Raw genomic sequence first — 19,049 nt, 5'->3', positions numbered from 1 at the left:
ATGGACTTAGTAACTAGGAGATAGGAGTCAGCCACTCTATGAAAACGAAACTTATCCTTGTCGAGGGTTTGCCTGGGTCGGGCAAGTCTACGACAGCAAAACTTGTCCATGAAATACTCACCGAGAGAAAGATTAACGCAGAATTGTTTTTTGAAGGAAACCTCGACCACCCTGCTGATTATGATGGCGTTGCCTGTCTTGCCGCATCCCAATTGGAGCATCTGCTCTCAAGCAGCAGCGATTATAAAGAGGTGCTGCTAGCGAACGTCATAGAAAAAAACGGCAGCTATCTCATACCCTATCAAAAAAATAGTAAAAAGCTTTCAGAAGAACTCATCCATACTCTTTCCAAATTTGATATTTATGAATTGCCGCTAGAGCGTAACATTGAACTTATCACTGAAAGGTGGTTTGAATTTGCCAAAGCAGCAGCTGCCGAACAAAAAACGTATATCTTTGAATGCTGTTTTATCCAAAACCCGGTAACCATGGGCTTGGTTAAATACAACGCACCGAAGTATCAAATAATCGAGTACGTTCAAAAATTAGCGGCAAGTGTTAAGCAGCTGAACCCCATCTTGATTTATGTCGATCAGGATCATATTGATTATTCGTTTCGGAAAGCTGTGATGGAGCGGCCGGAGGACTGGTCCAAAGGCTTTATCTCCTACTACACTGAACAAGGATATGGCAAAGACCATAACCTTGCCGGGCTTGAAGGAACCCTTCAAGTGTTAAAAGCGAGACAAAGCCTGGAAAAAGAAATCTTTGATGCGTTACAAATAAAGAAGACCATCGTCAACAACTCCAGCTTTGACCTTGATAACTTTAAGCTTAAACTTCAATCAGCGGCGGGCTTTACTGATTAGGGCAACTATCTAAACTCTCTGATTAAATAGTTCAATCTGATCCTGAATAATACTTTTAGTATAGTCACACTGAAATCTTCGAAACAAATATTAATAAATTCATAGTGAAAGAAGGGTCTCAGGATAGGCCCTTCTTTTTTCAAAAAAATATTAGGCCTCCGTGCGGGTCAAGTGGAAGACAAGGGATTGAAAATCGCCGCCGCGTTTGGCTTCACGGCCATTGACGCCATTGAATTCGGTGGGAAGAACAAGTCCGACTTGCATCAACTCATCGCCGTAATAGCTTCTGCCATCAACTGTATAACAGAATTCTTCATTCAAACCGTGTAGCTTCAGTGTCTGATGCTTCGGGCCGTTCGGGGTTGCCAGAACCTTGTAATAACCAATTAACGCCTCCATTTTATCCTGACTCACAACCATCCAGGCGGTTTCGTTGTTCTCAAACGGATTCAGTAACCGATAAAATACGCCGTCACGGATCAGATTGCGATGCTGTTTATAAAAGACAACCTGCTTTTTGACTTCTTCACGCTCTTCTTCTGTCATTTTCAATGGGTCAAGCTCATAGCCAAATGTCCCGAAGTAGGCGGTATTCGCCCTAGTTGCAAGCGGCGTGCTTCGGAGCGTTTGATGGTTCGGAACTGCCGAGACATGGGAACCGATGCTGTAGATTGGGTAAGCAAATGATGTCCCGTACTGGATTTTCAAGCGTTCAACCGCATCAGTGTCATCACTGGCCCAAGCTTGAGGCGCATAGTACATCATGCCCGGATCAAAGCGCCCGCCCCCGCCTGCGCACGATTCAAACAGGACGTCTGGGAACCTCTTTGCCAGCCTCTCATACAAGTCATAAACTCCTAAGATATAGCGATGGAAAAACTCGCCCTGCCTGTTCGGTGCAAGTTTTGACGAGAATGGTTCGGTAATATTGCGGTTCATATCCCACTTAATATAAGCTAGTCCGGTCTGTTCAATGATTGCGGACATTTTTTCAAAAATGTAATCTACAATGTCCCGCCGTGTAAAATCAAGAACAAGCTGGTTGCGGCCAAGCGTGCGGTGCTGCCCCTCTAGACCGACAGCCCATTCAGGATGTTCCCGGAACAGGTCGCTGGCAGGCGAGATCATTTCCGGTTCAAACCAGAGCCCGAACTTCATGCCGGTTTCGTTAATCTTTTTAGCAAGACTTTCGATACCATTCGGGAGCTTGTTCACGTCAACATGCCAATCACCCAATGAGGTTGTATCATCATTCCTTTTTCCGAACCAGCCATCGTCGAGCACAAACAGCTCAATGCCCAACTCACGCGCGGACGTGGCAATGTTTACTAGCTTTTCCTCATCAAAATCAAAATAAGTAGCTTCCCAGTTATTAATAAGAATTGGACGTGTTTCGGTCCGCCATTTGCTTGGGATAAGGTGGCTGCGGTAAAGTTCGTGGAATGCCTGGCTCATCCCGTTCAGTCCCTCTGCGGAATATACCATCACGACTTCTGGTGCCTGAAAAGTTTCACCCGGCCCAAGGCTCCATTCGAAGCCAAACGGATGGATTCCTGCTGTAAGCCTCGAAGTTCCATAGTGGTCCACCTCAACCTGCATAAGGAAATTAGAGCTGTAGACGAAGTTGAAACCATACACCTCGCCATGATGCTCCGTCGCATCACCCCTCTTCAAGGCCAGAAATGGATTGTGATGGTGTGAGCTTGCCCCGCGGATACTTGAAATCGACTGAATGCCAACTTCTAGCTGTCTTTCCTTAACATGCCGCTCGCGAGACCATGTTCCGGCCAGATGAACCATTCTGAAGTCCTTGTCAGGAAAATCAATCGATGCACTCATCAGGCGATCAATTGCCAGTAGGTTCCCGCCGCCATTCGTCAACGAAGCGCTCCTCGTGATGACCGTCAGATCGGAAAATATCGTATAGTTCAACCTCAGCTCCGCATCGAGCCCCGTATCTTTCAAAACAATCTGAAGGGTCATGGCATCGGCCGGATTATCAACATATGTTGCAGGCAGCCCTTCAAGATTAGGTTTTCCTTCTATCAGGGTATACGTTTCATAGCGAAAATCAGGGATAAAGTTTTTATCAGGCTTCCTGAGAGAAAGTGCAGGCTCCCTGAAATCGGAGCTGCCGTACACAGGATATTCTTGCCTAAGAGTTTCCAGGCTGAACGCCGGATCGTCAGCATATGGATGACAGCTTGCCGCAGTCGGGACATCATACGTTTGCAGATGGGAAAAATCACCGCGATGCCTGAGTGCCTTTCCGTAATATAGATGTCCGAGCTGGCCATTTTTCATGACATGAAAAATGTAACTTACTTTTCCATTTGTTAAGTGAAACTGATTGGTTTCTTGATTAACATGTATATTCACAAAACATCACCTTTTCCGGAGCAATTTGGCTCTTATTTAACATAGCGCTAATGGAAGTTCCTTCGTTTTATTCGAGGAATCACAGTTTTTTCTGCATCTTTTAGTAAAAGTAATTTATTAGATTAATTGCTGTTCTTTTGCCGCAGTTTCTTCTAATAAAAGTGGTTTATTAGATTAAACCCTGCCCTTCTGCCACAGTTTCTTCTAATAAAAGTGGTTTATTAGATTAATCGCTGCCCTTCTGCCGCAGTTTCTTCTAATAAAAGTGGTTTATTAGATTAATTGCTGTTCTTTTGCCGCAGTTTCTTCTAATAAAAGTGGTTTATTAGATTAATTGCTGTTCTTTTGCCGCAGTTTCTTCTAATAAAAGAATTTTATTAGAAATCCCATGTTTTTAGGATAAGGAATGATAAAAAGCTTGTTGAAGAAAGAGTCCCCAAAGAAGTTCAGGGACTCTATCAACTATTAGATTCGCTGAATCCTAAATTCGAATTCTAGGTTCTCGTTCGCATGGATTAGATGTTCATCATAAACCGGTGCGCCCCAGGAATCATCGCCGCCAACACCCATTTGCCTGCCAGCCACGGTGACCACTGTATAATGGACGTCTGGAAGCTCGTAATGATGCTGGGCATTTTCAAGTTCGAATGCGGTATACGGCGAGAAATTGCACTCAAGCGGCTCGGTAACAGATGAAATCTTGATGCCGTTGCCGTTGTCATTTTTAACTTCCACCCAGCGGACCCCAGTCCTGTTGCCGGATTCCTGTGGCATCAGGTAGGCGGACAAGTTATCCTGGACCCTATTTTCAAAAATGCCTAGGCGGGCACCTTTTGCACGGTCCGAGTAATTCTCTTCAGGACCCATTGCATACCATTTCAGCTGGTCATAATCGGCTGGAACCTTGAAGGATAACCCGAACAAAGGCATTTGCGGCAGGCCGGCAGCTCCGTTGTACGAATGCTTCACACCGACACTTCCATCGCCAAAAACGGTATAGGCAGTTTTCACTTCAATTTCGTGATTTATTGAGAATTTGTAGGTAAAAGCAACTTCTACACGATCCTTGAATTCTACCAGTTCCACCCCTGTTGCCATGCGGGCTAGGCTGGCCGCGAACCAGGCGCCAGAATGGAAGCTCTGGCCAAAACCGCGGTCGTTATCTGTTGTAGCACGCCAAAACAATGGATATGGCGGGAATGAAATCATTTCCCGTCCGGCAAAATTCATTGACACAAGCGAACCCGCCTGCTTAGAGAACAAGATTGTGAAGTCCCGCCCATGGACACCGATGTTGACATCGCCTTTTACAACGCGGAGTTCTCCTTGAGGTGCATCAGGTTCCCTGCTCTCAACTTCGAATACAAACTGGCCGAAAGCAGCTTCAAAGCCTGCTTCTGCCCAGAGAGTACCTTCCTTTAGTTTCAGTGCTGCCTGGATGACATACTCTCCAGCAGTTACGGCTTCAGGAAGCTGGTGCTCAACGAATGCTTCAGTTTGCGGGGCAACAGAGACAGCGAATTGGTGGCGATCCAATTCAATTCCTTCACGGAACAGTGTGACTTCAAGGAAGTATTCCTCTCCGTTCGAGAACAGACTCTCATTCTTAATCCGTGTTCCGCCGTTTTCAGGGAAGAGCTTGAAGTTCTGGTAAAGGAACTTTACTTCTTGCATCTTCGGCGATTCCTCACGGGTTGCATAAACAATCCCGTTCGTGCAGAAACCGTAGTCGGTCGGCCTATCGCCAAAATCGCCGCCATATGCCAAAAACTCATTGCCGTAGCGATCCTTTTTGACAAGCGACTGGTCAATGTAATCCCAGATGAAGCCGCCCTGGTACATTGGGTATTTCGTTTCAAGCTCTGTGTATTTGTACATGCCGCCGACAGAATTACCCATCGCGTGCATATATTCACAGGAAATGTAGGGCTTCTGCGGGTCTCCATTTAGATACTCTTCAATATCGGCTGGCTTGGCATACATCCGGCTTTCCATATCGCTTGTCTCATCGTAATCACGGGCATGGAAGACGCCTTCATAGTGGACGAGGCGGCTTGAATCCTTCGATTTGAAATACTTCGAAGCATTCAGGATGACCTCTCCTGCATAGGACTCGTTTCCGCAGGACCAGATTAAGATGGAAGGGTGGTTCTTGTCGCGTTCATACATTGAAACTGCACGATCCAATACGATATCCTGCCATTCCGGCTTGTTGCCCGGGATGTTCCAGGACGGTTCAACAGCGCCCATCTTCTGCCATGACCCATGCGTTTCAAGGTTCATTTCATCGATTACATAAATCCCGTATTCATCGCAAAGCTCGTACCAGTAGCTCTGGTTCGGGTAGTGTGACGTTCGGACTGCGTTGATGTTGTTGCGCTTTAGTGTTTTGATGTCCCAAAGCATGTCTTCCTTTGTAACAGAGCGGCCAGTACGGTAATTCCACTCATGGCGGTTGACCCCCTTGAAGACAATCCGTTCACCATTTAGGTGCATGATTTTATCGACAAGCTCGAAACGCCTGAAGCCGACCTTCTGCGGCACAACTTCAACAAGGTGGCCATTGGCATTGTAAACATTGAAGAACACCTTATAGAGATATGGGTTTTCTGCGCTCCAAAGCGAAGGCTCTTCAACATCAATTGTCAGCGAAACTTTAGCGCCATCCAGCTGCACATCAGTTGAACCTATGAGAGTGCCATCTGCATCAACCAGTTCCGCAGCGACTCTACCTTCAGATGGGCCCAACAGCGTTAGAGCAGCAGACAATGTGCCTTTTTTAAAAGAAGCATCAAGCTCTGGTCGGACGTCGGCATCAAAGATGTGGAGCTCGGGAACTGTGTACAGGTAGACATCCCGGAATATTCCCGAGAAGCGCCAGAAATCCTGGTCCTCGAGCCAGCTGCCGGTTGAGCGCTGGTAAACCTCGACTGCAAGCTTGTTTTCTCCTTCGGTCAAAAAAGGTGTGAGTTCAAAGTCGGCCGGGGTGAATGAGTCCTCGCTGTAGCCGATGAACTGTCCATTCAGCCAGATGTAAAATGCCGATTCGACTCCCTGGAAGGAGATGAACAGCGGCTTATTCTGAAAGCCAGCAGGGACAGTAAAGTATTTCACATAGCTGCCGACAGGGTTTTTATCCCGCGGAATTTCCGGTGGTCGGATGTCGTTTAGGCCGTCCCACGGATACATGGTGTTGACATATTGCGGCTGTCCGTAGCCCTGGAGCTGGATATGGCCCGGGACTGTGATGCTGCCCCATCCGCCGCAGTTGAAATCGGGTTTATAAAAATCGGCCGGGCGGTTATCCGGATTGACTGAATAGGTAAACTTCCAGTCGCCGTTAAGGCTGTGCCGCATCGGCATTGGAATTCCTGCTAGCGCTTCTTCCATTGTTGCGTAATAAGAATGGTCGGAATGGGCAGGCAAACGGTTGACTTTGAACGTAGTCAGGTCCGTAAGCCAGCTTGTGGTCGGATTTACTGGCATGTTCTAACCCCTTTTCTAGTGCGTTCGTTATTTGACAGATCCCATCATACCTGCAACAAAATGCTTCTGCATGAAGAAGAAGATGAGTGCAGTTGGGAGTGTTGCGATGACAATAGCCGTAAAGATAACGCCGTAGTCAGGTGCATAGCTTGAACCAAGGTTTGATATCAATAGCGGAATCGTCATGTTTTCAGGCGACTGCAGGACAACGAGCGGCCAAAGATAGCTATTCCAGCTCGACATGAACGTGATGATCGCCGCAGCTGCATACGTTGTTTTCATGGTCGGGATATAAATCCTGAAGAAAATGCCAAGCTCGGTCAGGCCATCGATTCGCCCGGCCTCCAGGATTTCCTTCGGGAACATTTTTGTGTTCTGCCTGAAAAAGAAAATCAGGAACGCTGTCGTAACGGTTGGCAAGATAACAGCTGTAGTTGTATCAATCCCGATTGCCGGGAAGATTTGAGAAAGGTCGGCGAACATCCTGAACAATGGAACCATCAATGCCGCGAATGGAATCATCATCGACAGAAGCAGGATTGTGAACAGGATGTCTTTCGACTTGCTTCTGAAAATTTCAAAGCCGTAGCCCGCTAGCGAAGCGATCAGCATCGCGAGAATCGTTGTCAGGATTGAGATTTTCGCTGAATTAAGCAGTGCCGGTACAAGGTCGATTGTTTCAAGCAGATTTTTGAAGTTTTCGACCAGGTGGCTGCCGGGCAGTAATTTCCCTTGTGTGACATCGGATGATTTATTCGTCGAACTGACAACCATCCATAAAAATGGGAAAATCGAGACGATGGATGCGATGGTCAGTACTGTATAGGCGGATATCTTTTTAATCATTTTTATCACCTGCCACTTTGAACTGGATGATTGAGAAGACGACGATCATGGCAACAATTGCATAAGAAACGGTCGCGGCATACCCGAAGTCAGGTGTGTATTTGAACGACAGGTTGTAAATATACTGGGAAATTGTCATTGTCGCATTCCCAGGTCCGCCGGCCGTGATATTCATGACTTCATCAAACAGCTGAAGCGTACCGATTGTTGATGTGATTGATGTAAACAAAATGATTGGCTTCAGAAGCGGCACAGTAATTTTTGTGAATTGCTGGAACGCCGAAGCTCCATCAATTTTGGCTGCTTCGTATATCGATTGGTCAATATTCTGCAGGGAGGACAGATAGAAGATCATGTTATAGCCTGTCCAGCGCCATGTGATTGCAAGAATGATGGTAACCTTTGCCCAGAACGGGTCGGTCAGCCACTGGATTGGTTCACTGATTAACGAAATTTTCATTAGCATGATGTTGATTAGGCCATCCTGGCCGAACATGTATTTAAAAATGACCGAGTAAGCAACAAGTGATGTAACAGCCGGCAGGAATATTGCCGTCCTGAACAGTCCTTTGAATTTGATTGTCTTGCTGTTTAGGATTACCGACAGGATAAGGGCAAGGACAATCATCAGTGGAACCTGGATGATCAAGTAAATGACTGTGTTTTTCACGGTGGTGATAAACACAGGGTCCTTTAGAAGCCTTGCGTAGTTTTCAAGCCCTACCCAGCTCAGGTTTCTCCCAGTGCCAGATTGAAAGGACAACAGCAATGCCTGAAACATCGGGTAAAAATAAAATATAAATATCATGACAGCGGCCAGGATGACAAAGGACCAGCCGATCATTTTATTCTTAAAACGAAGATTCAGGCCGTGCTTAGGTTTGGGTGCCTTTTGGGGCTTTGCGGTGCCAAGTTCCTGGCCAGTATTTTCTAGCATCACGTTCATTCATCCCCTTTGTGGTAGCCTGCCTGTGGTGAACTGGAGCAAGCTATGGTAAAAAGCTGGTTATAATCGAATTTTGAAAGTTACCTAAGAGTGAAACGGTATCAGTGCTGCGGTTGGTTACATTTCGAATAGATTCCAAGCCTAAAATGTTATCAAGAGAGCTTATTGGTTACATTTTGCAGAGTTCCTTGACCCGAAACGGTTCCAATACAGCTTATTGATTACATTTTGGGTAGCTTCCGAGCTTGAAACGTTACCAATACAACGCATTGGTTACATTTTGGTAGCTCACAGGCCTGAAACGTTACCAATACAACTAGCAGGCAACATTGATAATGCGAACAGAGTACTTTACTAATTGGAGTGGATATATAATTGATAGCAATGGCTGCATTATTTTCGAGTTTAGTAGTTTTATCCCGGTCAGAAACCGGGCAGGTTTTTTAAAGGTTTAAAGAAAAGCCTTGGGTCCGCCTGCCAACCAGTCAGGTTAGTGTAACCAACAGGATCAGCCGGCGTATTCCCAAGGCTTGGATTATTTTTTACAAAATCACTTACTTGATTTGGGCTTCAGCTTGAGCCTGGGCATCTTCTAGTGCTTTATCAATGTCTTTGCCCTTCACATAGTTCTGCAATTCAACTGCAAGGATATCTTCAATTGCATATGTGTGTAGGCCGTAGTTTACTTGCGGGATTTGCTCTGTCCAAGCAGCAAAGTCGGAAACGAGTGCCTGGCCGCCGAAGAATTCGTCAGTAGCTTTATACTGTTCTCCTTCTGAAGCTGGCTTGTAAGTGCCGATTGCACCGATTTCTTTATTCAATGTCTGGTAGAAGTCAGAACTTGAACCAAAGGTTTCTTTAAGGAACTCTGCAGCTTTTTCTTTGCCATCAATGTTGAGGACATACCAGGAGCTGCCGCCCAGGTTGGATGCATTTACTGAATCAGGCTGATTTTGGCGTGGCATCGCAACAACTGTCCATTTGCCTGCCTGTGATGCTTCAGCTTTAATAGATGGTGTGAACCAGTTTCCTGTTGGAACTGTCGCAACAGCACCACTGTTAGGAGCCCCTACGAATTGGCTCCAGTCAGATACTGGCTTGATCAGGTCTGCATCAAGGATTGCCTTATACGTTTCGAACGCTTCTTTCAATGCTGGATTTCCGGCAAGGTCAGGAGTCTTGCCATCTTCCTTCAGATACCAGGAGCCGCTAGTCTGAATCATCATTCGAATCAGGCCAAGGTCTTTAGGATCCTGTGTCAGCATATGCTTTCCAGTCTTTTCTTTAATCTTTTTGCCTATTTCAATGTATTTGTTCCAATCGATATCTTTAATATCGTCAACTGTATAGCCCGCTTCTTTCAGGTAGTCTGTCCGGAAGTAAAGGCCTGCTACACCTGTGTCGAAAGGAACGCCGTAGTTTTTGCCATCCACACTTGTTGGAGGGATTTTATAGTCCGCAAAATCGTCTGCTTTAATTACATCTGTCAATTCGTAGAACATGTCAGGATATGCCTGCAGGAAGCTTTGTGCGCGGTAATCTTCAATCAGGACAATGTTTGGAAGTCCCTTTGTCGTACCTGAGCTCAGGCTTGTGTTCAATTTTTGGATAATGTCAGCTTGGGCATTTTCAACAATTTTCACGTTGAGCTCGGAGTCAACCGACTTATATTTTTCTTTTGCCAATTCAAGGGCTTTAATATTGAAGTTTGGATCCCATGCCCAAATTGTAATGTCTTTCGTATCCTTGCTGCCTGAAGACTCTTTTGAACCTGTTCCGGAAGAACATGCAGAAAGCACGAGGATACTTACAAGGAACAATGCAAGCATCTTTTTCATAAAATTTACCCCCAGTAAATTTGTATTTTGTAAGCGCTAACACCTTACACCTTTATGTTAGCATTCCGAATGAGCACGACGTTAGAACGATATTTTTATGAATTTGTACTATTTTTTGAAGGTTGTATCCGCTTACACGTCTGACTTTCGATTATTTTTGGTTATTTGGATTTTTTTTAGATTGCGGTTATAAAAATACCAAAAGCCAGCCTGCCGGTACCAAAAAGCACTCCGGGGGCTGACTTTCTGTTTATCCATATTTATTGATCGGCATCCTCATCACTTTCGGCAGGGATGGTAATCCTGATTTTCGTTCCTTCCCCAAGCTTGCTAGTAATCGAAACACCATAGTTTTCGCCGTAAATCAGCTGAATCCGCTCATGGACGTTTTTAACACCGATTCCTGAGAAAAGCTGCTGTTTCCTTTTAGTAGCGGGAAGATTTCCGCCGGGGGCAACCTCCATACCATCTCCATTGTCAACCACTTCACAAATTAAGGTCCCCTCTTCCTTCCAGACCATCACATGAATATTTCCCCCAGGCTTATGATTGAATCCATGGAAAAACGAATTCTCGATAAATGGCTGCAGGACCAGCTTTGGAATTTTACAGGAAACAGCATCCGGGCTGACAAAATAATTTACTTTTATGCGGTCGCCATACCGTTTCTGGTTGATTAGCACATAGTGCTTAAGGTTCTCAATTTCCTGGGAAACCGTAATCGTCTCGCTGACAGTGCCAAGCGTATTTTGCAGGAGCGAGATGAAGGCATTCATTGTCTTTTCGGTTTCCTCGACATCCCCCTGTCTGACCATAAATTTAATCGAGGTCAGTGTATTGTACAGAAAATGAGGATTAATTTGCTGCTGAAGCGCGGCCAGTTCAGCAGTCCGCCGCTGCTTTTGCGCATCAATCAACTGATCGACATACTCATGCAACTCCTCGAACATCGCATTGAATGCCATTGCTAGCTTCCTTGTCTCCTGTGTGCCGCTTACTTCTATCGGTTTATGGAATTCATGCTTTGGCGCGTTCGAAATCTGATCAACAAGCTTTGTCAGGGAATTGGTCATTTCCTTAGTGCCCAAAATAACCACAATCAGGGCAATGAGGAAGATCGCCCCGCTTATCATGATGATCGCCTTTTTATCAATTACATTATCGACTGCAGTCTTTTTATCAAGGATATTAAATAAATACATATCAAAGGAAGGCAGATACTCCATCAGGATAATCTGCTCCTTGTCCATGAATTCCTCGACAAGGTAACCCTTTTCCGACTGGCCAAGATTTTTAACAAAGGAAGGAAAGGCTGGCTCTGTTTTGCTGATCATGTCAGACTGATTGCTTGAGATAATCTTCCCGGCTTTGTCAACGATGAATATGTTGCTGCCTTTAGTCGTGTAAGGCGCATACATATCACGGAACTCCTGCTCATTCAAGCCAAAATACATTGCCCCGTATATTTCTCCATTGATTCGGTCCATCAAAGCGAGTGATGCGACGACATAATTATCCACGGTACCGTCTTCGCCCGTTCTCTTATCGGCATGATAGATAAGCCGCCGCGGATGCTTTAAAGTTTTATCCGTAATGTGACTGTCGAAAAGTTCTTTATCAGTGACCGGCCAATACGTCCTTTCTGTTGTATGCCCTATGCCGTTCCTTCCCATCACAAAAATGCTCACATCATAGTTATCGAGATTGCCTCGGACCCTTTTAAGCTGCTGGGACATATTGAAGTATGTGCTCATTTTCTCATAATTGGTCTGCTCTCCTGTCAGGCCTTCCTTGATCGTCCCACTAAGCAGCAAATTTTGTGAAGCATTGACAATATCACTGTTAAAACCCTCGAAACTCTCCCTCATCTGGGCAATCACTCTTGAATTGGTAATGCTGAATTTTTCTATAAAAAAGTCCTCGGACATTTTAATGGTTGTCCATGTAATCGCGCTTGAAACGGTTACAATCATGACAAACGTGAATAGAAAAAGCTTGGTGAACATTCCCTGTTTCTCGAACCACTCTGGAATGAATTTCATGTTGGATCATCCCTCACCTGACAAGGTATTTCCGCTTATATTGGCTCGGTGAAACACCTTTTAGTTTTTTGAATACCTTGCAAAAATAGCTGTGGTCGGAATATCCCACTCTTGCGCTGATTTCTGATATCGGCTCGCTGCCAGCAGTCAGCAGCTTGGCCGCTTCTTCAATCCGGATTTTATTCAAGTATTCAGTGAAACTTTCATCGTTATTTGCTGAAAAATAGCTTGATAAATAGGAAGGATTGAAATGGAAGTGAGCCGCCACATCTGTGAGCGTCAATGGCTCCTGATAATGCTCGACGATATACTGGCGAATGCTTTTCATATTCAGCGATGAAGAGGCATGCGGAGTCAACTCGATACTTGCGCTGACTACTTCCAGAAATCGGTTAAGCAGGCCGAGAACTTCCCCAGCTGTCTGAGCCTGGTCAATCAATCTCAAATACTGATATTTAGCTTGATCGAGCCCCTTTATGTCAAAGCCCATGTTTCCGAGGATGATTGCCATATTGAATATCGTATTGCTGAAAAAAGCCTTGAATTCAAAGATATCCATCGTATAACATGCGGTTAATGCAACTGCATGTTGTTTAAGAGACATAAACGCGGCATCAAAATTTCGCTGCCGTAATTCTGCTGTGAAAACGTCCACGCTGAATTCGGGCGGCTGCGGTGCTTCCTTTTCGAAAATCGCCGGTGTCAAAATGCCTAGTTTGGAAAAATAAAAATGGAAGTTAAGCAGCCTGTCTAATTCATCACGCTGGATACCGCCAAGGTTTTCAAGGTTGGTAAAATAACTTCCCACCGCAGCGTAAAGACCGCGCTCCCCGCCTTGAGGTTCACCAGCAGTACTCGATGGGTCTCCGTTCTCCAACTTTAAGGACATGACAACGGCTTCAACCGAGTGCAAAATTGCATTCCAGTCAAACTCAGTATGAATTAAAAAGTTCACTGCATCCTTGCCTTCAGGAAAACGGAAAACTATACAATTGCCAAGCGCAGTTTTCAACGATGCCTCTAGCTCCTGAAATAACAGGGCATGGTTACTCCCATCACCAGCTTTGAATCCGGCAAGACAATAACCCTTATACGGAAATAGAAAAGAAACTTCTGGATCATCAAGATCCACCTTGTATCCAGAAAGGATTTTATTGATGACTTCTCCAATTGAAGTCTGCCCATCATCAGGACGCTCTTTCATTTTACCGGACGACTGAATCCTGTCAGCTGTCTTCTCCAGTACCTCAATAAGGACAGGCCCATCCAGCTTTGGTTTTAATATATAATCAACCGCTCCATGCTGGAAGGCGGCGCGGACATAATCAAAGTCGCCAAAACTGCTAAGGATGATCACTTCAATTTCCGGATGATGCTGCTTGACGATTTTTGTCAGCTCCTCACCATCCATAATCGGCATGACAATATCGGTAAGGATGATATGCGGCCTGGCCATCTCCAGCAAATCGAGTGCTTCACGGCCATTTGCCGCTTCTGCAACAATTTCAAACCCTTCTTGCTCCCAATCTATATAATGCTTGATTCCCTCGCGAATCAGCATCTCATCATCGACAATCATGACTCGGTAAAGTCCATCTTTCCCCATAAAAATCCCCCTCCCGGTATCGATAGACATACTATTATTGTAAACTAGTAAGCCATCATTCTCTATTAGCAATTATCGCAACAACTGCCAGAATATGAAAACGCTTCACTGTAATTGGAAATTTTTTCTTAAAAATATTTCAGTATAAGTTTGTTGACATACATGTAATACACTAGTAAAGTAAGTGTCAGGCAATTTAGAAAAGCAAATAATCTTACCTTCTTATCCAGAGAGGTTGAGGGACTGGCCCTATGATACCTCGGCAGCGGACAAATAAGTCTGTGCTAATTCCAGCAAGCGTAACAGCTTGAAAGATAAGAAGAGGCGAATTTAGTATTTACAGTCCTCTTCTATCTGAAGGGGACTTTTATTTTTTCGAAAAATTAAATATGCGATTTTCTTATCCAGAGAGGTTGAGGGACTGGCCCTATGACACCTCGGCAGCGGACAAATAAGTCTGTGCTAATTCCAGCAAGCGTAAAAGCTTGGAAGATAAGAAGAGACGCTGCTTGCCTTTGCGCTTGCTTGCCCTCTTCTGTTTTCCAGAAGAGGTTTTTTATTTTTCATATGTAGATTCAAAGACGTTTTGAGGAGGAGAATCATGATTGAATTTCAACAGGTTAAAAAAGTATATGGCAGCGGTCCGAACGAAGTAACCGCGCTGAACGGCATCGACTTGAAGGTTGATAAAGGTGAAATTTTCGGCGTCATCGGCTTCAGCGGCGCAGGGAAAAGCTCTCTGATCCGCTGTGTGAATCTTCTGGAGCGCCCGACTTCCGGACATGTGATTGTCGACGGCCAGGACCTGACAACCCTTTCGGCTAGAGAAGTCCGTGAAGTCAAAAGAAATATCGGTATGGTCTTCCAGCATTTCAATCTATTAAATTCAAAAACTGTCTTTGCAAATGTAGCGATGCCACTCACTCTAGCTAAGCAGCCGAAGGCACAAATCAAAAAGCGTGTTAATGAGCTCCTTGAATTTGTCGGGCTCGCTGACAAGGCTGACAGCTATCCTGATCAACTTTCCGGCGGCCAAAAGCAGCGGATTGGCATTGCAAGGGCGCTGGCTACCCAGCCGAAAATTCTGTTATGCGATGAGGCAACCTCAGCCCTCGATCCACAGACGACAAGCTCAATCCTTCAGCTTTTAAAGAAAATCAACAAGGAATATAACATCACGATTTTGATTATTACCCACGAGATGGGAGTCATCAGGGAAATTTGCGACAAGGTCGCTGTCATTGAAGGAGGAAAGATCATCGAAGAAGGTTCAGTGTTTGACGTCTTCTCCGCACCGAAAACACAGACCGCACGCAATTTCGTGTCATCCGTGATGAATGACAAGCTGCCTGAATCGGTCACCAGCCTCATCGAAGATCATGCTGGCCTCCAGAAAATCTACCGTATCAATTTCGTCGGTAATTCGGCCGGGCAGCCCTTGCTCTCTCAGCTCGCTAAAAAGTTCGACATCAACGTTAATGTGCTATTCGGGAATATTACTGAGCTCCAGGGCACACCGTTCGGAAATCTGATTGTCGAGTTCCAGGGTAATGACAAGGAAATTCTAAAGGCCTTGCAATTTATTCATCAACAAAATGTCAGCATTAAGGAAGTGAAAGCACATGCTAGTTAACTCCGAACAAATTATTGAAGCATTGATTGAAACCATACAAATGGTAAGCTTCTCGCTATTATTTTCAGTTCTTCTTGGGTTGCCGCTCGGTATCCTGCTCGTTGTGACACGTAAAGGCCATTTACTTGAAAACATGCCGGTTTTTAATATCCTTAGCGGCATCATTAATGTATTTAGGTCAGTTCCGTTCATTATCCTTTTAGTAGCGATCATTCCGATTACAAGGCTAATCGTCGGCACTTCAATCGGTACTGCTGCAGCAATCGTCCCAATGGTTTTCTATGCAGGGCCCTATATTGCAAGGCTTGTAGAGAACTCGCTCCTTGAAGTCGACCCGGGGGTGATCGAAGCGGCGGAAGCAATGGGTGCGACGCCTTCCCAGGTTATCTTTAAATTCTTAATTCCTGAGGCGCTGAGCTCACTTGTTCTCGCCATCACCATTGCAACGATCGGCCTTGTCGGTGCATCGGCAATGGCCGGAGCTGTTGGCGGCGGCGGAATTGGCGACCTGGCCATCACGTATGGCTACCAGCGCTTCGACACAACGACAATGCTTATCACAGTCGCCATCCTCGTTGTCATGGTCCAGGGACTACAAACATTAGGAAATGTTTTAGCGAAGAAAATCAGGCGGAGATAACAGGTTGAAACCTGACACAAATTTTTCAAAAAAATAGCTGTGTTAAAGAATAATGTTATTTTTAGACATAGTTGATTGTAGCGGAAGGCGCGAAGACTCCTACGGGAGAAAAGGTCAGTGGGAGACCCCACAGGCGCTCGCGCCGAGGAGGCTCCCAGGCCGCCCGTGGAAAGCGAAGCGCCTGGAGCGAAAATCAACAACCGAGTTTAACACAGCCAAAAAAGAACATAACTCAGGAGGAAAACATCATGAAAAAAGTAATTCTAACATTTCTCGTATTGGTACTGGCAGTTTTCAGTGCAGCATGCTCAAACTCATCATCGGCGTCGGACGACACTGTCAAAGTAAAAGTCGGTGTCAGCGGCACAGACACCCGCGTTTGGGACTTTATTGCTAAAAAGGCTGAAAAAGAAGGCATTGAAATTGAAGTCATTACGTTCTCGGATTATGTTGCACCAAACACTGCGCTTGCTGAAGGGGAAGTTGATATCAACGCATTCCAGACCGTCGCTTATTTTGACACATTCATTGAAGAACACAATGTTGACCTTGTACCAATTGCAACTACCGTACTTGCGCCAATGGGCCTATACTCAGAAAAATATAAGGACGTAAAAGAAATTCCGGACGGTTCAAAAATCGCGATTCCAAACGATCCATCCAACTCCGGCCGTGCGTTGCTGCTTCTTCAGGAAGCTGGCCTGATCACACTGCCTGAAGACTACGATGGCATCGCCGGTCCTGAGGCAATTGTTGAAAACCCTAAGAACCTGAAAATTGAACAAATGGTTCCTGCACAAACTCCAAGGGCATTGCCTGACGTTGCCGCTTCAATCATCAACAACGGTATCGCGGTGGATGCTGGCTTCTCACCAACCAAGGATTCGATTTTTCATGAAAGCGCAACTGCTCTTCCATATCTGAACATTATTGCAACACGTGCGGAAGACAAAGACAACAAAACTTATAAGAAAGTCGCTGAGCTTTACCAATCTGATGACACAGCCGAGTTTATTGAAAAAGAATACAAAGGCAACATGATCCCAACATTCGTACCGCTTAGTGAAATCGGCTGGTAAGAGCCCTTTTTGGAAAAATTGGCCGACACGATTAGCGAGAGCTGCAATGCGACTAAGTTTCAAACGGCCTTGGGATAGTGTTTTAATCTACTTTCAATGAGGAGGGGCATTCCCTTCCTCCTCAAACTTAAGGGGGAGAAAAAAGATGGCAGCACCGGTACAAACAGACCTTAGAAATGTAATCATTGAAAACATTGACAGTAAGCGGGAGCTATATCTTTCCACAAGCCATGCAATCCACGCCCGTCCGGAAATTGGCAACCAGGAGTTCTTTGCTTCTGCCCAGCATATCAAGCTTTTGGAAGATGAGGGATTTCAGGTCGAGAAGGCTGTTGCCGGACATGAAACCTCCTTTGTTGCACGAAAGAAATCATCTAGGCCTGGCCCTTCAATCGCCTTCCTTGCTGAATACGATGCTCTTCCTGGAATCGGCCATGCATGCGGGCACAACATCATCGGTACAACAAGTGTCGCAGCGGGGATCGCATTAAGCAAAGTCATTGAGGAAACAGGCGGTGAGGCAGTCGTGTTTGGCACTCCTGCTGAAGAAGGCGGTCCAAACGGCAGTGCCAAAGGAAGCTTTGTCAAACACGGTTTAGTTGAAGGAATTGACGCTGCCCTGATGATTCATCCATCTGGAAAAACAGCCTTGACGTCTCCTTCATTGGCAGTTGACCCGCTAGATTTTGAATACATCGGCAAACCTGCACATGCGGCTGGTTCACCTCATGAAGGAATCAATGCCCTGGATGCAGTCATCCAGCTGTTCAATGGAATTAACGCCTTAAGGCAGCAGCTTACTGACGATGTCCGCATTCACGGGATTATCACCCATGGCGGAGACGCGCCGAATATCATTCCCGAATACGCGAAGGCACGCTTCTTTATCCGTGCAGCAACCCGGAGCGGCCTTAACGAAGTAACCCGACGCGTCAAGGCTGTCGCAGAAGGCGCTGCACTCGCGACGGGAGCAAAGCTGAATGTCATAGCCTTCCAAAATGAAGTCGACAATCTTCTATTAAATAGAACCTTTGATTCGCTGTTTAGTGAGGTGATCGAGGAACTTGGTGAACCGGTCTTTACCGGAGAGCGCGACGGAATCGGTTCGACCGATGCAGGCAACATCAGCCAGGTTGTCCCAACCATTCACCCGTATATCTCGATTGGCCAGCCTGACCTCGTTGCCCACACCGTTCCATTCCGTGAGGCAGCCGCCTCCCCTAAAGGAGACCAAGCGCTCATCACCGGTGCAAAAGCACTCGCACTGACTGCACTCCGGCTCATCACAGACCCCGACGCACTATCCGCAGTCAAACAAGAATTCGCCGACCGCAAAGCAGCCGAAGCAAACTAAGCAACGTTAAAGCAGGGGTCAGACCCCTACCCCCAGGGGGTAAGGGTCTGACCCCTCTTTTTTATGTGCATTACACTTTATTACTACTATTGTGTATTATTCATAGTACTGTTCACTAGCCGGTCTCTGAGTAGTACTAGTAAATTCGCGATGAAAAATGATACTACTCAGAGTAGTACTAGAAATGACTATGTACCCGCACCACTCTTTCTTACCAGCCTCATTAAACACTTACGGCACTTTCACTAGCAATCATTTCTTTAATCACTAGTAAACTCATCAAAAGCTAGTAATCAATACAACTTAAAAGATTAGCACTCAATAAAAAACA

Annotated in this window: 12 protein-coding genes and 2 riboswitches; of the genes, 5 read left to right on the top strand and 7 right to left on the bottom strand. The window is 45.6% G+C overall.

Features of this window, described 5'->3' with window-relative positions; translation table 11 throughout:
- Positions 1–38 precede the first annotated feature (38 nt).
- Positions 39–869, top strand: a complete 831-nt coding sequence (locus tag AM500_RS06210; protein ID WP_053598465.1) for a P-loop domain-containing protein — start codon at positions 39–41, stop codon at positions 867–869.
- A 150-nt stretch (positions 870–1,019) separates the two neighbouring features.
- Here AM500_RS06210 and AM500_RS06205 read toward each other — a convergent pair whose 3' ends face one another.
- The 7 genes from AM500_RS06205 to AM500_RS06175 all read right to left on the bottom strand — a co-directional run bounded on the left by AM500_RS06205 (position 1,020) and on the right by AM500_RS06175 (position 14,012).
- A complete protein-coding gene (locus tag AM500_RS06205; protein WP_053598464.1) occupies positions 1,020–3,248 on the bottom strand; it encodes an alpha-galactosidase in 2,229 nt (742 codons plus the stop codon).
- A 465-nt stretch (positions 3,249–3,713) separates the two neighbouring features.
- Positions 3,714–6,734, bottom strand: a complete 3,021-nt coding sequence (locus tag AM500_RS06200) for a beta-galactosidase, LacZ type (RefSeq protein WP_053598463.1) — start codon at positions 6,732–6,734, stop codon at positions 3,714–3,716.
- A gap of 27 nt (positions 6,735–6,761) precedes the next feature.
- Positions 6,762–7,580: a carbohydrate ABC transporter permease gene (locus AM500_RS06195; protein WP_053598462.1), complete on the bottom strand. Its 819-nt coding sequence runs from the start codon at positions 7,578–7,580 to the stop codon at positions 6,762–6,764.
- The gene (locus AM500_RS06190) at positions 7,573–8,424 is read right to left on the bottom strand and encodes a carbohydrate ABC transporter permease (protein ID WP_231505707.1); all 852 of its coding nucleotides are present in this window, start codon (positions 8,422–8,424) and stop codon (positions 7,573–7,575) included. Before AM500_RS06190 ends, AM500_RS06195 begins: the two co-directional genes overlap by 8 nt.
- A 656-nt stretch (positions 8,425–9,080) precedes the next feature.
- A complete protein-coding gene (locus tag AM500_RS06185; RefSeq protein ID WP_053598461.1) occupies positions 9,081–10,364 on the bottom strand; it encodes an ABC transporter substrate-binding protein in 1,284 nt (427 codons plus the stop codon).
- Positions 10,365–10,624: 260 nt separating this feature from the next.
- Positions 10,625–12,406 (bottom strand): cache domain-containing sensor histidine kinase, encoded by a 1,782-nt coding sequence (locus AM500_RS06180; protein ID WP_053598460.1) that lies wholly within the window; start codon positions 12,404–12,406, stop codon positions 10,625–10,627.
- 13 nt (positions 12,407–12,419) lie between these two features.
- A complete protein-coding gene (locus AM500_RS06175) occupies positions 12,420–14,012 on the bottom strand; it encodes a response regulator transcription factor (RefSeq protein WP_053598459.1) in 1,593 nt (530 codons plus the stop codon).
- Positions 14,013–14,231: 219 nt separating this feature from the next.
- Positions 14,232–14,333, top strand: a riboswitch (SAM riboswitch).
- A 76-nt stretch (positions 14,334–14,409) separates the two neighbouring features.
- A riboswitch (SAM riboswitch) is annotated at positions 14,410–14,511 on the top strand.
- A gap of 102 nt (positions 14,512–14,613) precedes the next feature.
- Between AM500_RS06175 and AM500_RS06170 the strand changes: the two genes are divergently transcribed.
- From AM500_RS06170 to AM500_RS06155, 4 genes are all read left to right on the top strand, one after another.
- Positions 14,614–15,645, top strand: coding sequence for a methionine ABC transporter ATP-binding protein (locus tag AM500_RS06170; protein WP_053598458.1), 1,032 nt, complete (start codon positions 14,614–14,616; stop codon positions 15,643–15,645).
- Positions 15,635–16,285, top strand: a complete 651-nt coding sequence (locus tag AM500_RS06165) for a methionine ABC transporter permease (protein WP_053598457.1) — start codon at positions 15,635–15,637, stop codon at positions 16,283–16,285. The genes AM500_RS06170 and AM500_RS06165 overlap by 11 nt, the downstream gene beginning before the upstream one ends.
- Positions 16,286–16,533: 248 nt before the next feature.
- Positions 16,534–17,364 (top strand): MetQ/NlpA family ABC transporter substrate-binding protein, encoded by an 831-nt coding sequence (locus tag AM500_RS06160; RefSeq protein ID WP_053598456.1) that lies wholly within the window; start codon positions 16,534–16,536, stop codon positions 17,362–17,364.
- A 145-nt stretch (positions 17,365–17,509) separates the two neighbouring features.
- Positions 17,510–18,718 carry a M20 family metallopeptidase gene (locus tag AM500_RS06155; protein WP_053598455.1) on the top strand — a complete coding sequence of 403 codons (1,209 nt, stop codon included), beginning with the start codon at positions 17,510–17,512 and terminating at the stop codon, positions 18,716–18,718.
- Positions 18,719–19,049 lie beyond the last annotated feature (331 nt).

The organism is Bacillus sp. FJAT-18017, from assembly GCF_001278805.1.
GTDB lineage: Bacteria > Bacillota > Bacilli > Bacillales > Cytobacillaceae > Bacillus_D.
The sequence above is the reverse complement of the archived record's forward strand: the minus strand, read 5'-3'. Positions and strand labels throughout refer to the sequence as shown.